The organism is Dehalococcoides mccartyi 195 (assembly GCF_000011905.1).
Taxonomy (GTDB): Bacteria; Chloroflexota; Dehalococcoidia; order Dehalococcoidales; family Dehalococcoidaceae; genus Dehalococcoides; species Dehalococcoides mccartyi.
Genome location: NC_002936.3, coordinates 683,153 through 698,387, shown reverse-complemented (window position 1 = coordinate 698,387; position 15,235 = coordinate 683,153). Strand labels below are relative to the sequence as shown.

Below are 15,235 nucleotides of genomic sequence, written 5' to 3'. Positions count from 1 at the left end.
AGATTAGACTACACATGAGTTATATATAAGTACTTGCTTGTTTAATAGTTCGTTTTGATTGTCAGAGCTATATGTAGTTTTTGGCAACGGTTATTTGTGGCATTGGTACTACTAGCCGGCCAAGGAAAGAGGATAAAATGGAGAATAAAAGCCCTACTCTGGGTCAGCATGTAGACCAGCCCGGTCCCAAAATTATGACCAAGCCTCTGCCCATTATTCTGGACGAAATGGAGGCTAATATCCGCGCCGCTGCGGAAGCTGCCAGACGCGCAGAGGAAGCAGCAAAACAAGCAAGTGCCTCCGCCGGTACTTCTATGCATGCCGCAGAAGTAGCCGAAAAAAGGGCGGAGGATGCCCGGCTTGCAGGTGAAAATGCAGCTGCAGTAGCCCAAAAAGCTGCTGCCGAAGCAGTCGCAAAAGCGGCTGAAGCCGCCTCAAAAGCCCAGGAAGCTATTTTGCGTTCAGTTGAGGCTGATAAGGCTGCCGTAAAAGCCGCCGAAACCTTCAAAAAAGCTGCTGACGATGCCAGTGAAAAAGCCAGAGCTTCGGCCGCCGAAGCAGCTGCCCAAGCCAGTTTGGCCGCTGAAGAAGCTGCCAGACGTGCCGAAGAAGCTGCCAGAAGCGCTGAAGAAACAGCCAGAGCTGCCATATATGCAGCCGAAGAAGCAACCGCCAAAGCAGATGAGGTTGCCCGTTCTTCAAAAGAAGCTGCCTTAGCTGCCCAGAGAGCCGCCGAACAAACAGCCATCAGGGCTGAAGAAATTGCCAAAGCTGCCAAAGAAGCTCTTGAGAGACTTATTAAGCAAGCGGAAAAAGCCAGTGATGAAGTTGCCGCCGCTATTGCGGCTGCCAAATCAGCCGGCAAAGAAGCTACTATAAAACTAACTACCGAAGCAGGTAAAGCCGCCGATGATGCCGGGCGCAAAGCCAAAGAAATGGCCGTATCTGCTTTACATTTATCCGAACAGCTGGCTCACAAGGCCGAAATGGCTGATGTGGCCGGAGATGAAGCTATAGAAGCAGCCACTAAAGTCAGCGGTAAATTAGCCGACGCAGTTGACGAAGCCGGACGAATAGCCAAAGAATCAGCTGCAAGCGGTTTCAAAATTGCCGAAAATATGGCTCAGCAAGCTGTATCTGCAGACAAAGCCGGCGATGATGCTATCCGGACTGCGATGTCCATCTTGCAGGAGCTAGCCACCAGAGCTGAAAGCACCGCCAAATCTGCCGCTGAGCGAGCTACCGGTGCTGAAGCTACTGCCAAAGCCGCTGCCGAACGGGCTACCGGTGCTGAAACCACTGCCAGAGCTGCTGCCGACAGAGCGGTGGCAGAGGTAATGCGGGTAAGGCAGACAGCCGAAGAGGTCGCCCAAAGCGCACGCAAAGCAGCAGATGAAGCACTTGCCAAAGCTGAGGAAGCTCTGGTAAAAGCTGTCATCAAACGCCTTACCAGCTGGGAGTGGATTGTAATCCTGGTAGTAATTAACCTTAGTATAGTATTTGCGGCAGTACTTATTGCTACTGCTCTGGGTGCTTTGCTCTAATAAAATATCTTGTTGATGGTCCGCCACGAATGATATAATGGCTTCGTGGTGGTCAAACCTGATACGAAAGCCTCTCAACCGTTTAATCCGGCTGGGAGGCTTTAGGTTTTTTACCTAATACTGGTGAGAGGAATCTAAAAATGGAAGGAAAGAAAAACATTTCTTCAAATAATGAGCCTGTTGCCCAACCCAAGATTTTAACTAAGCCTTTACCTCAAATTCTGGACGAAATGGATGCCAATATACGCGCGGCTGCCGAAGCTGCCCGCAGGGCACAAGAAGCCGCCATTACCGCCGGTAAAGCCGCTGAAAGTGCTACCCATGCTGCCAATCTGGCTGAAAAACGGGCTGAAGATGCCCGGTTAGCCGGTGAAAAAGCGGCTGAAACCGCAACCCGTGCTGCAGCAGAAGCTGCCGCCGCCGCCGAAAAAACTGCTAAGTTAGCTACTAACGCTGCCAATGAAGCCCTGAAAGCCGCTGAACTGGCTTCACGTAAAGCCGAAGATGCCGAAAGAGGGGCTGCCAAAGCAGCTGATGATTTTAAAAAGGTAGCGGAAGAAGCTGCCAGAAGAGCTGAAGCTGCCAGCCAGGCCGCCCGTGATGCAGCAGACAACGCCATGCTTATAGCCGAATCTGCCGCCCAAAGGGCTGAAGATGCCGGTGAAAATGCCCGTCAAGCAGCTGAAAAAGCTATTCGCGAAGCTCAAGATGCCACTATTGCCGCTATTCAGGCTTCCGAACTGGCCACCAACGCCGCCGAAGAAGCTGCCCATAGAGCCGAACAGGCCTCTGCCTTAGCCAGAAAAACTGCCGAAGAGGCCAGCAATGCTTCGCGCGAAGCTGTACTCAAAGCTGAAGAAGCCGCCCGTAAAGCCGAAGCTGCCAGTTTAGCGGCTACCAATGCAGCCGAAAATGCTATGAAATCTGCCAGCGAAGCAGCCAAAAGAGCCGAAGCTGCCAGTCTGGCCGCCAAAGAAGCTGCCGCCATGGCGACTGCCGCCGCTCAGGCCGCGGCCAAAAAAGCAGAGGAAGCCAGTGCTATTGCTAAATCTGCGGCTGAACAAGCTATAAAAGCCGCTAGTGATGCAGCCCTGAGAGCCGAAGCGGCTGCTAAAGCCGCTACCTTAAAAGCAGAAGAGGTACTTTTAGCCTCTAAGAAAGCTGCGGCCGAGGCAATAGCCACCGCCAGTGAAGCTGCCATGTCTGCGGCCATGAAATCAGAAGCCGCTGTTGCCGCCGCCAAATCTTCGGCAGAAAAAGCCATTTTAGTAGCTGAAGATGCCGCCCGTAAAGCCGAGGCTGCTGCTTCTGAAGCATCTAAAAAAGCCGAAACTGCCAGTATGCTTTCCACCCAAAAGGCAGAGGAAGCCATAAAGGCTGCCGACTTAGCTGCCAAGAGAGCCGAAGCGGCTGCTTTGGCTGCCACTCAAAAAGCTGATGAAGCAGTTAAAACCGCCGGAGAAGCTGCTAAACTGGCGGCTGCCAATGCTACAAATGCGGCCAGTGAAGCTGCCAAGAGGGCTGAAGCTGCCGCCGCTGCCGCTACAAAGAAAGCCGAAGAGGCTATTGCGGCTGCCAAACTGGCATCTGACGAAGCGGTAAAAGCCGCAACCAAAGCTGCTGAAGATGCAGCGAAAAAAGCCCAGTTAGCCGCCGAAGAAGCCACCCGCCGGGCAGAGGAGGCATCTGCCGCCGCGGCTTCTGCCGCTGCTGCCGCCGCCCTAAGAGCCGAGGAAGCTGCTTATAAGGCCGAAGATACCGCCAAGGCGGCTAAATTGGCTGCCGAAGAAGCTACCAACCGGGCTGACGAAGTAGCTCTAGCTGCCAAAGAGACTGCTCTGGCTAATAAAAAAGCTGCCGAGGCAACTGCCGTCCGGGCCAGCCAGATTGCTTTGGCTGCCAAGACAGAACTTGATAAAACTATTCTGGCTGCAAATAAAGCCGGGAATAATGCCACTGAAGCCACTGCTGCCGCTAAGGAAGCCACTGCTGCCGCCAATACCCGAAAAGATGCTGACAGTGCCCGCAAGGCAGATGAAGCCGGACGCAAAGCCAAAATGGCGGCTACTGCCGCCCTTCAGTTAGCTGAAGAAACTGCCCGTAAAGCTTCTCTAGCCGAAATAGCCGGAGATGAAGCTCTTGAAGCCGCAACCAGAGTCAGCGGTGATATTGCCAAACGGGCTGAAGATGCCGGTTATGCCGCTAAGGAATCCGCCAAGTCAGGCTTCAAGGTAGCTGAAGAAACCCGCAAGAAAGCCATCCTGGCTGACGAAGCCGGTGATGCCGCCATACATGCTTCTATGAGCATTATTCAGGAACTAATAAACAGGGCTGAACAGGTGGGTATTGAGGCCAAGCGTTCAGCCGAAGACTTTGCCCGGATATCACGCTCACAGGCAGAAGCCATGCTGCGTGACGCCCAGATGAAAGCCGCCGCCGAGGTTGAAAAAGCCCGCCGTGCTGCCGAAGATGCCGGTGCCAAAGCAGAAAGCATTGCCAATTCGGCCAAACTGGCGGCCGAAGAAGCCATGAACAAAGCTCAGGAAGCTCTGGTCAAGGCTGTTATCAAACGCCTTACCAGCTGGGAGTGGATTTCAATCCTGGTTATCATAAACTTAAGTATAGTTTTTGCGGCCGTACTTCTGGCTACCGCCTTCGGCGCGCTTATCTGATAATATTGCCTAATTTGGCTTAGCCCATGTATAATTAGTTACAAAAGCTAACCCAAGAGAGAAAAAGCCTCTCATTAACCGGAAACGGTGGGTGAGAGGCTTTTATTTAGATTAGAGGTGAATCTTATGGCCAACCAAATAGACGAAGCAAAGCCCATAAGCGACCTTGAAATCATGCGTCACTCCGCCGCCCATATTATGGCTGAAGCGGTCTTGTCCATGTTTCCTGAGGCCAAGCTTGGCATAGGGCCGGCTATTGATACCGGTTTTTACTATGATTTTGACTTACCCCGCACCCTCACACCCGAAGACCTGCCGGAAATAGAAACCAGAATGAACCAGCTGGTAAAGGCTAATCTTCCTTTCAGGCGTGAAGAAATGTCTAAAGATGAAGCCCGAAAGCTTTTTGCCGACCAGCCGTATAAACTGGAACTTTTAGATGATATTCCTGATGAAATTGTAAGTGTTTACCGCCAGGGGAACCTTTGTGACCTCTGCCGCGGACCTCACGTTAACTACACCAGCAAGGTAAAGGCGTTTAAGCTTTTATCTATTGCCGGTGCTTACTGGAGGGGTGATGAAAAACGCCCCATGCTGCAGCGCATATACGGGGCAGCTTTCCTGGATAAAGCCTCTCTGGCTGAATACCTGAATATGCTTGAGGAATCTGCCAAACGCGACCACCGCAAACTGGGCAAAGAGCTGGAACTTTTCTCACTCCATCAGGAAATAGGGGGCGGGCTGGTAAACTGGCTGCCCAACGGCGCTATAGTACGCCACCTGATTGAGGAATTCTGGAAGAAAGAACACCTTAAACGGGGTTATAGTCTGGTTTATACCCCCCATATAGCCAAAGTAGACCTCTGGAAAACAAGCGGGCATTGGGGCTTTTACCGTGAGAATATGTACAGCCCCATGGATATTGACGGCGAGGAATATGTACTTAAGCCCATGAACTGTGTTTACCATATTCTTATGTTCAAAAACCGCACCCGCTCATACAAAGAGCTGCCTATCCGCATGGCTGAACTGGGCACTGTGTACCGCTATGAACGTTCCGGGGTACTGCACGGGCTTTCAAGAGTGCGCGGCTTTACCCAGGATGACGCCCATATTTTCTGTTTGTATGAACAGCTGGAAAAAGAAGTAGTCAAGGTGCTTGACCTGGCTAAATTCATGATTGATACCTTCGGCTTTACAAGATACAAGGTTATGCTTTCCACCCGCCCCGAAAAATACGTAGGGGAGTTGGATAAATGGGAATATGCCACTGACATTTTGGCCAAGGCACTGGAATCCAACCAGATTGCTTATCAGGTAGACCCCGGAGAGGGTGTTTTCTACGGTCCGAAGATTGACATAAAGTTTGAAGATGCCTTAGGACGTGCCTGGCAAGGCCCAACCATCCAGGTAGATTTCCAGCTGCCGGAGCGGTTTGATGTAAGTGTAGTCGGTGAGGACGGTAAAGACCAGCCGGTAGCCATGGTTCACCGCACAGTACTGGGCAGTATGGAACGCTTTATGTCCTGCCTGACCGAACAATACGGCGGTGCCTTCCCGGTCTGGCTGTCACCAAAGCAGGTTATGCTGATACCAATTGCAGACCGGCATAGTGAATTTGCTGAAAAACTGGCTTGTGAACTCAGGGAAGAAGAGGTTAGGGTAGAGGTAGATAACCGCTCGGAAACCATGAACCAGAAAATCCGCCAGGCTCAGCTTGCCAAAATACCCTATATGCTGGTAGTGGGTGACAAAGAGATTGAAACACAGAGTGTCTCCATTAGAACCCGCAGCGGCAGCCAATGTGTAATGCCCTTTGCAGAGTTCAAATCTATGCTGATTGATAAAATAAAAACCAAGTCTACCGAGATTTGATTACCTAGCTGAACTGTGGTATATTTTGCCAGAATAGACGCGTGTCCGTTAAGGAGGTAGCCAGGAATATTTAAGGAACTGCGCATCAATAATCAGATAACTGCCCGGGAGTGTCGCTTGGTAGGCGATAAAGGCGAGCAGTTAGGAATTCTGCCGATTTTGCAGGCCCGGGAACAGGCCAGAAAAATCAATCTTGATTTGGTTGAAGTTGCTCCTACAGCGGTGCCCCCCGTGTGCCGTTTGATGGATTACGGTAAATACCGCTTTGAACAAACCAAGAAGGATCGTGAAGCTAAAAAAACACAGAAAGTGTCTCTATTAAAAGAGATACGTGTGCGTCCCAAGATTGGCGAACATGATTTTGATGCCAAAGCCCGCTCTGCCCGCAAACAGCTGGAATGCGGAGACAAAGTAAAGCTGACTGTTATGTTCCGGGGACGGGAAATAACCCATGCTGAGCTGGGGCTGAAATTACTTAAGAAAATGGCTGACTCCCTGACTGATATTGCTACTATAGAAGGGCAACCTTCATTACTGGGATCCAGAATGCATTTAACACTTTTGCCTAAAGCACCTGCTAAGGCGACCAAGGTAAAGGAAGGACAGGAAACCGCTAATGCCTAAAATGAAAACCAGAAAGACTGCTGCAAAGCGCTTTCATGTAACCGGTACCGGCAAGATTATGCGCAGCAAGGGCATGAAGAGCCACCTGCGCCGTAATAAATCCGCCAGAGTACGCCGCCAGTTTGACGAAATGTCTCAGGTAGCTGGTGTGGACAGGGCTCGTATTCAAAAGTTAATTCCGTATGGTGTAAGCTAACTAGGGAGGGGTATTACATTGGCACGTATTAAAGGTGGCATAGCCACACATAAAAGACATAAAAAAGTACTGGCCTTAACCAAAGGCCACGCTTCAGCCAGACATTCGCTGTTCAAGCGGGCACATGAGTCCATGGTTCATGCCATGAGCTATGCCTTTGCCCACAGACGCGCACGCAAAGGTGATATGCGCAGACTCTGGATAACCCGTATAAATGCGGCTGCCAGAGCCGAAGGGCTGACTTATGGCGAACTCATGTCCGGCCTTAAAACTGCCGGTATTGATATCAACCGCAAAGTTTTGGCTGACATGGCCGTATCTGACAGCGTTGCATTTGCCGCTGTGGCCGCTAAAGCCGCTGCTGCTAAAGCAAACTAAATTAAAACCCATTAGACGGATTATTAACCGCTGCTCTCAGGCAGCGGTTTTTCCATTTTATTAAATTGACATACCCCACCTGCCATTTTACAATTGTGCCAAGAGAGGATGGGATTGAACAAAGAGCGGGCTTTTTACAAGGCCGTTAGCCGGTCAATTCAGAGCCTGAATACCCAAGCTGAACTGAAAGCAAAGCTGGAGGGGATTATCCGGCTGGCGGCACGGGCCAGCCATTGTGCTGTATCATTTCTCCTTATAGATACAGCCGGACAGAAGCTGTCCCATAATATTTCTTTCGGTCTGCCCCAGTTCTACCTCCACAAAGGTGTCCTCTCAGCCGCCAAAAGTATAGGCGAAACCTCAGGCACTCAAACTGTCAGCATAACAGACACACAGAACGATAGCCGTATCCAGTTTCCACAGATGGCTGCAAAGGCCGGTTTTTCTTCTATCCTGGGCAGTCCTGTTATCCATCAGGAAAAAGTTATCGGCAGCCTCAGGTTTTACTGTAAAGATTCTTATGAATTCAGTCAGCAGGATATAAATTTCGCCGAAAATATGGCACGTATAATCTCTTTGGCATTTGGCACTTTGCCTGTGAGCACAACTAGTTGGGATAAAACCGTCCCATTACCCGCTTCAGACCTGAAAATAGCCCGAAATGTCAGCTTTGCCCACCAGAGCGAAGCTGAATTTGCCCGCCTGCTGGATTTTTATAATATAGAGTGGATATACGAACCCCGTTCTTTCCCGCTTAGCTGGAAAGGCGAACAGGTGACTGAAATGTTCACCCCTGATTTTTACCTTCCGGGGATGGATATGTATATAGAGCTGACCACCCTGAAACAAAGTCTGGTCACCACCAAAAACCATAAACTCAAGCTGCTTCGGGAGCTTTATCCGGATATAAAAATAAGCCTGCTATATAAAAATGATTATGCCCGTCTGCTGGCTAAATACGGCTGCGGCCCGTTAGCCCAGACCAGAGCCCACGGCATAGATAGGGTGCTTTATACTGCTCAGGATATATCTGAAAGGGTGTCCAGCCTGGCACGCCAGATTTCCGATGATTACCGGGATAGCCGCCCGATACTTATAGGGGTGCAAAGGGGTTTTATCTGCTTTATGGCAGACCTGATACGCCAGATAGCCGTTCCGCTGGATATAGATTTTATGACTATATCCTATTACAGCGGTAGCAACGCATCTATGGTACGCATAACCAAAGATATGGATTTGGAAGTAGCAGGCAGAGATGTGCTGCTGGTTGAAGACATTGTGGATACAGGTATAACCCTGAACTATCTGTTAAACCACCTCAGGTCTAAAAATCCAGCCAGCCTAAAAGTTTGTACTCTGCTTGACCGCAAGGTAAGACGGCTGATTGACATAAAGATAGACTACGTGGGCTTTGAACTGCCGGATGAATTTGTAGTTGGTTATGGGCTGGATTACCATGAAGAATACCGCAACCTGCCGTTTATAGGCATACCCGGTATAAAAGAAACCCCGGATAATAAACCCTGCTAAAATAGCCGCCCCAGGTAGCCTATGCATTCGGGACGTTTTAACCTTGGAGCTCCTTTTCGGTTTCTACCCACCCAGTTTCTTGACAATCCTCAGAGAGGGCTCTTTAGATTACCTAGCTCCGTATTCTGGTAGAACTTACTAAGGTTATCTGGGTCAGTTTCCGTCACCATTGCTTCGGTCACCTGGGACAGTTTTAATATGACATACCAGTTGATACACCAGCAACCGTATTTAAAACTATTTACAAGAGTACAGCCGGAAAGGGCTTTCTCATACACCCTTAATTAGTTTAATATTCGCAAATCTATTAGTTATTTGATATAGATGACGCCTGAAGTAGACTGAAAATATTTTTATGCAAAAGCCGGGGAGGGGAGTGGTTCAGAGTGGCGTCCCCGGAGAGATTCGAACTCTCGACCCACTACTTAGAAGGCAGTTGCTCTATCCAGCTGAGCTACGGGGACACGATGAAATGCTACCATTTTAGCGCTTTTAAGGTCAAGTTAAACAAGGCGGTTTTCTGGAATTCATCATACGGAAAACTGCAACCCCGCTAAGCACCAACCCCGCCATCAGAGCCCCAAACCATCCCAGCAAACACAAACAGGTAACCACCACTCCCGCCACAACCACTCCTAAACTGATGTAAATCAAAGCTTCTTTGCGGTCAAGACCCAGCACCACCGCAACCAATGAGCCTGTCCACGCTCCGGTAAAGGGCAGGGGAACTGCGACTAACAACAGTAACCCGATGCGTTTATATCTTTCAACCGGGGCGCTTCTTTTTTTACCCAAATCAACAATCCAGTCGGTAAATTTTCGGATAAAAGCAAAATGCCCAAGCAGAGCCAGAACCTTCTCCAGTAAAAATAATATAAAGGGCACCGGCAGCAAGTTTCCTGCCAGTGCAATCAAGTACGCCCAATACCAGGGTATACCCAGCACATTTATAGCCAGCGGCAAAGCCCCGCGCAACTCAGAAACAGGCACGGCCGACACCAGAAAAACCAGTAACTCCGGCGGCAACCCCAAACTAAGCCAAAATTCTGACGACAAGTCCTTTTTATAACTCCTTTTGGCATTTTATATGCCCGCTGTCTCTGACAACTCTAACAAATACGGCTATGCCAGTCAATCTTTTTCTAGCTTGACTAGTATGAACACAACTGTTACTATAATTTGCATACGGGATTGGAAATTTCTATTCCGCATAACTTGCAAATGTCAAAACTGCTAGACACAATAAATAGTCCCTCAGACCTGAAAAAGCTTACTCTGGACGAATTAAGAGAGCTGGCTGTCCAAATCCGTGAAGAACTCGTTAACCGGGTGACTTTAAACGGGGGACATTTAGCCTCAAGCTTAGGCGTCGTTGAGCTTACTATTGCATTGCATCGTGTTTTTGAAAGCCCCAAAGATAAAATAATCTGGGATGTGGGGCATCAGTCTTATGCCCACAAGCTTTTGACAGGCCGCCGTGAACAGTTTGCCACTCTTAGGCAGCATGGAGGATTATCCGGCTTTACCTGCCGTGATGAAAGCCCGCATGACCCTTTTGGTGCAGGACATGCCAGCACCTCCATATCAGCCGGACTGGGCATGGCGGTAGCCCGTGACTTAGCCAAGGAAGATTACAGTGTTATTTCAGTAATCGGAGACGGGGCTATTTCCGGCGGTATGTCATTTGAGGCTATAAACAATGCCGGGCATTTGCATACCAAATTTATAGTCATACTCAACGATAACGGCATGGCTATATCTCCCTCTACAGGGGCTTTATCCAAGTTTTTAAATAACGTCCGCTTTGACCCGCGTTTTGAATTTGCCAAACGGGGTGCCAAACAGACTATTACCAATATGCCTTTCGGCAAATCAGTTTGGGCTTTTACCAAGAGCATTAAACGTAAATTTGAAAAGTCTATGCTGCCCGGCAGTCTCTGGGAGGAATTGGGCTTTATTTACCTTGGTCCGGTAGACGGTCATAATATCCGTGAACTTGAGGCCGCACTTAAATGCGCCAAGGATTTTGAATCCCAGCCGGTGCTTATCCATATGATTACCAAAAAAGGCAAAGGCTATGATGATGCTGAAGCTGATGCTGTAAAATACCACGGTATTGCACCCAAATCAGGCGGGCTTAAGAGCGGGCACGGGCTTTCCTACAGCCAGGTATTCGGACAGACATTACATAAAATCATGTCTGATAACCCCAAAGTAGTAGCCATAACCGCCGCCATGACTGACGGCTGCGGGCTGAGTGAAGTTGCCGCAGATTTCCCGGACAGGGTCTTTGATGTGGGTATTTGCGAACAGCACGCCGTCACTTTTGCAGCCGGAATGGCTACCCAAGGGTATATACCGGTAGTAGTTATCTATTCTACTTTCCTCCAGCGCAGTTTTGACCAGATAATCCATGACGTCTGTCTGCAAAAACTGCCGGTGGTCTTCGCTATTGATAGGGGAGGGATTGTAGGAGATGACGGGAAAACCCATCAGGGTATTTTTGACCTTTCCTTCATGTCTCTTATACCGGATATGATAGTCACCGCTCCATCTGACGAAAACGACCTGCAGCACCTCCTTTACACCGCTGTCAATTCCGGCAAACCTTTTGCCCTCCGCTATCCCAGGGGATTTGGGGAGGGGGTTGAGACAGAAGGAACTTTACGTAATATTCCAATAGGGGAAAATGAAGTTCTTGCCAGCGGCAGTGAAATAGCCATTTTTGCCACCGGCAAGAGTGTTGCATTTGCCAAAGAAGCTATGGAGATACTGGCCGAAAGCGGTATCAAACCTACGCTGGTAAATAACCGCTATATAAGCCCGCTTGATACTGAGCTTATTTTAAAAATAGCCGGAAACCATAAATACCTTATTACAGTTGAAGAAAACGTGCTTTCCGGGGGGCTGGGCAGCCGGATAAATACTATTCTGGCAGAGGCGGGGCTGGTTAATGCGGTCAAGATTGCCAATATCGCCGTACCGGATAAATTTGTAGAACATGGCAACCAGAGCCTGCTTCGTGCCAAATACGGTCTGGACGGGAAAGGCATAGCCCAAAAGGTATTATCCTTAATGGCTAATACCGGTGAAGCAAAACACCAGCAGATACTTTGCCCATAGAAAAACCAACTGCTGAAAATTATTACCAGCTATAACCCGAAGCCGTTCGGAAATCAGACCGGCATCGGTTATGAATAATAAGACCTTTTCAGGAGCGTTCATGGAAAACTTAACAATCAGAGATCTGGATTTCTCTGGTAAAAAAGCTCTGGTGAGAGTGGACTTCAATGTTCCTATAAACGCAGAGACCGGCAGTATAAATGATGACAGCCGCATACGGGCAGCTATACCTACTATTGATTATCTGCTGGATCACCAGGCCAAAGTTATTTTATGCAGCCACCTGGGAAGGCCGGATGGCAAGGTAGTAGAAAGTATGCGTCTTGCCCCGGTGGCAAAACGTTTGTCAGAGATACTCAGGCAGGAAGTGCTTACAGCCTCTGATTGTATTGGAGATGAGGTAACCGCAAAGGTAAACGCGCTGGAAGACGGACAGGTGCTGCTGCTGGAAAACCTGCGTTTCCACCCGGAAGAAGAAGCCAATGACCCTGCCTTTGCCAGAAAACTGGCAGATTTGGCTGATATATATGTAGATGACGCCTTTGGCACTGCCCACCGCAAACACGCCTCTATTGTAGGTGTGGCCAAATACCTGCCGGCAGTGGCCGGGCTTCTCCTTGAAAAGGAGCTTAATGCTCTGGGAAAAGTGCTGGAACACCCGCCCAGACCCTTTATGATACTGCTGGGGGGTGCCAAGGTAAGTGACAAGGTGGGCATGCTGGAAAACGTTATGGATAAGGTAGATACTATTCTTATTGGCGGAGGCATGGCTGCCACTTTCCTGAAGGCACAAGGGCTGGAGATAGGTGACTCTCTTATTGATGACAGCTTGGATACTGCTAAAATGCTGATGGATAAAGCAAAGTCTAAAAATGTTAAGATTGTCCTGCCGGATGATGTACTGATAACATTTGATAAAATAGGCCCTGATGCCAAAGCAGAAAACGTAAGCGTGGAAAACATACCCCCCACAGCCAAAATTGTAGATATTGGGCTGCTTACCATTACCCTTTTCACCAAGCAGCTTGAGAAGTGCAAAACAGTCTTCTGGAACGGGCCTATGGGCATTTACGAAATACCCCAGTTTTCAGAGGGCACCAGGGCAATGGTAAACACCATGACCCGCCTGCACGGTACTACTATTATCGGCGGCGGTTCTACAGCTGAAATTGTGACCGAACTGAATATTGCCAGTAAAATGAGTTTCGTATCTACCGGAGGCGGAGCTTCACTCAAGTTTCTCAGCGGTGAAAAATTGCCCGGCGTAGAGGTGCTTGCAAAAAAACATGAATAAATTAAACCTGATGAAAGAGCTATCCCAAGCGACCCCCAGCAAGATTGTACTGCTGGTAATAGACGGACTGGGCGGTTTACCCCACCCCGAAAGCGGGCAGACCGAACTTGAAACTGCCCATACCCCAAATCTGGACGAATTAGCCGGTAAAAGCATCTGCGGCATGTCCAGCCCGGTTGCAGCCGGTATAACCCCCGGCAGTGCCCCCGGCCATCTGGCACTTTTCGGTTATAACCCGGTTGACTGCCTTATAGGACGGGGCGTGCTGGAAGCGCTGGGTATAGATTTTGATCTGAGGCCCGGAGATGTGGCAACCCGCGGAAACTTCTGCACGGTAGATGCGCAGGGGCTGATTTGTGACCGCAGAGCCGGGCGGGTTTCAAGCACAGTCAGTGCTAAACTTTGCGCCCTTCTGGACAGACAAGAGTTCGAAGGCATTCAGGTAATTGTAAAACCGGTCAAAGACCACCGTTTGGTGGTAGTATTCCGCGGCAGCGGTTTGTCTGAAAAGGTGACTGATTCAGACCCTCAAAAGCTTGGGGCTGCCCCCAAAGAGGTCAAACCCTTAGCTGAAGATGCCGGCCTTATGGCCAGAGTAGCAAACCAGTTTTTGCAGTTTGCAGCCAACGCCCTCAAAGACCATGCCCCGGCAAACATGATACTTCTGCGGGGGTTTTCAGAAAAACCCTGCTTTACCACTATGAATGAGATTTATAAGCTTAAAACGGCCGCTATTGCCAGTTACCCCATGTACAGGGGACTTTCAAAGGTAGTGGGTATGGATGTATTACCCACCGGCCCGACCCTGAATGATGAAATAGCCACTTACAAGGCTAACTTTGAAAAGTACGACTTTTTCTTTATCCATGTAAAAGCCACAGATGCCGCCGGTGAAGACGGTGACTTTGAGCGCAAAGTAAAAGCACTGGAAGAACTGGATAAGGTACTGCCTGAAATACTGGCCTTAAAGCCGGATGTGGTGGCCGTAAGCGGTGACCATTCCACCCCGGCCGTTATAGAGGGACACAGCTGGCACGAAGTACCGGTGCTTATTTATTCTAAATATTGCCGTCCGGACAAAGTCTGCCGCTTTTCCGAAACAGACTGCCTGCAGGGCGGACTGGGACATATACCCGCCACTGATATTATGCCGCTGGCCATGGCTAATGCCCTTAAACTCGGTAAATTCGGAGCCTAGGAGCAAGCCGTATGAGACAGATTATTATTGCCGGGAACTGGAAAATGAATACCACTCTTTCCGAAGCTTGTACACTAGTGCAAGGCATGAAATATGAACTTGACCAAATAAGCGGCATTCAGAAAATAGTCTGCCCGCCGTTTATATCTTTAGCCCCGGTAAAAACCATACTGGACGGCAGCAGTATCCATTTGGGTGCTCAAAACCTTTTCTACGAAGAAAAAGGGGCTTACACCGGAGAAATTTCCCCCCTGATGCTGCAAGATATCTGCCCATATGTGATTATAGGCCACTCTGAAAGGCGGGCCTATTTCGGCGAGACCGGACAAGTAGTTAACCGGAAGATAAAAGCCGCCCTTCAGGCAGGTATAATGCCAATAGTGTGCGTGGGCGAAAAACTGGAAGAGAATGAAAACGGCCAGACCCGCCAAATACTGGAAACCCAGATGAAAGAGGCTTTAGCCGGGATTAACCCAAGCAGTATCATAATAGCCTATGAGCCTATCTGGGCCATAGGCACAGGCAAGGCTGCCACTGCAGCGGAAGCCAATAACACTATAAGTTATATCCGCAAGGTATTGGGTGATATATGGGGCAATACCGCATCCCGGATTACGCCTATTCTATATGGCGGCAGCGTAAATGAAAAAAATACTGCCGAACTTCTTTGCCAGTCAGATATAGACGGAGCTTTGGTAGGCGGAGCTTCCCTGAAAGCAGAGTCTTTTGTCAGCATATGCCGCCAGGCTGCTGATGTAAGAAAATAAACGGGGATATTAGTTAATCATAGTTTGCCTAAAC

General features: G+C 49.2%; 12 protein-coding genes and 1 tRNA gene. 11 read left to right on the top strand and 2 right to left on the bottom strand.

Going from position 1 to position 15,235, the window contains the following annotated elements; genetic code table 11:
- The first annotated feature begins 137 nt into the window (after window positions 1–137).
- The 7 genes from DET_RS03940 to hpt all read left to right on the top strand — a co-directional run bounded on the left by DET_RS03940 (window position 138) and on the right by hpt (window position 8,819).
- Window positions 138–1,544 (top strand): hypothetical protein, encoded by a 1,407-nt coding sequence (locus DET_RS03940; RefSeq protein ID WP_010936490.1) that lies wholly within the window; start codon window positions 138–140, stop codon window positions 1,542–1,544.
- Between the two features lie 140 nt (window positions 1,545–1,684).
- Window positions 1,685–4,216: a hypothetical protein gene (locus DET_RS03935; RefSeq protein ID WP_010936489.1), complete on the top strand. Its 2,532-nt coding sequence runs from the start codon at window positions 1,685–1,687 to the stop codon at window positions 4,214–4,216.
- A 126-nt stretch (window positions 4,217–4,342) separates the two neighbouring features.
- Window positions 4,343–6,091 (top strand): threonine--tRNA ligase, encoded by a 1,749-nt coding sequence (gene thrS / locus DET_RS03930; RefSeq protein WP_010936488.1) that lies wholly within the window; start codon window positions 4,343–4,345, stop codon window positions 6,089–6,091.
- Between the two features lie 66 nt (window positions 6,092–6,157).
- Complete coding sequence (gene infC / locus DET_RS03925; RefSeq protein ID WP_197702149.1) at window positions 6,158–6,715, top strand: translation initiation factor IF-3; 558 nt, start codon at window positions 6,158–6,160, stop codon at window positions 6,713–6,715.
- Window positions 6,708–6,911, top strand: coding sequence for a 50S ribosomal protein L35 (gene rpmI, locus DET_RS03920; protein ID WP_010936486.1), 204 nt, complete (start codon window positions 6,708–6,710; stop codon window positions 6,909–6,911). Before infC ends, rpmI begins: the two co-directional genes overlap by 8 nt.
- A gap of 18 nt (window positions 6,912–6,929) precedes the next feature.
- Entirely contained in the window at window positions 6,930–7,289 is a 360-nt protein-coding gene (gene rplT, locus DET_RS03915) for a 50S ribosomal protein L20 (protein WP_010936485.1), read from the top strand.
- A gap of 108 nt (window positions 7,290–7,397) precedes the next feature.
- A complete protein-coding gene (hpt, locus tag DET_RS08880) occupies window positions 7,398–8,819 on the top strand; it encodes a hypoxanthine phosphoribosyltransferase (RefSeq protein ID WP_080505022.1) in 1,422 nt (473 codons plus the stop codon).
- 387 nt (window positions 8,820–9,206) lie between these two features.
- On the opposite strand, the gene DET_RS03905 is transcribed toward hpt, so the two are convergent.
- Together DET_RS03905 and DET_RS03900 are read right to left on the bottom strand one after the other, a co-directional pair.
- Window positions 9,207–9,283: transfer RNA gene (locus DET_RS03905), tRNA-Arg, on the bottom strand.
- A gap of 34 nt (window positions 9,284–9,317) precedes the next feature.
- Window positions 9,318–9,875 carry a COG2426 family protein gene (locus DET_RS03900; RefSeq protein ID WP_041223355.1) on the bottom strand — a complete coding sequence of 186 codons (558 nt, stop codon included), beginning with the start codon at window positions 9,873–9,875 and terminating at the stop codon, window positions 9,318–9,320.
- Between the two features lie 165 nt (window positions 9,876–10,040).
- Here DET_RS03900 and dxs point away from each other — a divergent pair, with 165 nt between their 5' ends.
- The 4 genes from dxs to tpiA all read left to right on the top strand — a co-directional run bounded on the left by dxs (window position 10,041) and on the right by tpiA (window position 15,201).
- Window positions 10,041–11,942, top strand: a complete 1,902-nt coding sequence (gene dxs, locus DET_RS03895) for a 1-deoxy-D-xylulose-5-phosphate synthase (protein WP_041223354.1) — start codon at window positions 10,041–10,043, stop codon at window positions 11,940–11,942.
- 100 nt (window positions 11,943–12,042) lie between these two features.
- Window positions 12,043–13,236: a phosphoglycerate kinase gene (locus DET_RS03890; protein WP_010936480.1), complete on the top strand. Its 1,194-nt coding sequence runs from the start codon at window positions 12,043–12,045 to the stop codon at window positions 13,234–13,236.
- Entirely contained in the window at window positions 13,229–14,434 is a 1,206-nt protein-coding gene (locus DET_RS03885) for a 2,3-bisphosphoglycerate-independent phosphoglycerate mutase (RefSeq protein ID WP_041223353.1), read from the top strand. The genes DET_RS03890 and DET_RS03885 overlap by 8 nt, the downstream gene beginning before the upstream one ends.
- Before the next feature lie 11 nt (window positions 14,435–14,445).
- Entirely contained in the window at window positions 14,446–15,201 is a 756-nt protein-coding gene (gene tpiA, locus DET_RS03880) for a triose-phosphate isomerase (RefSeq protein WP_010936478.1), read from the top strand.
- Window positions 15,202–15,235 lie beyond the last annotated feature (34 nt).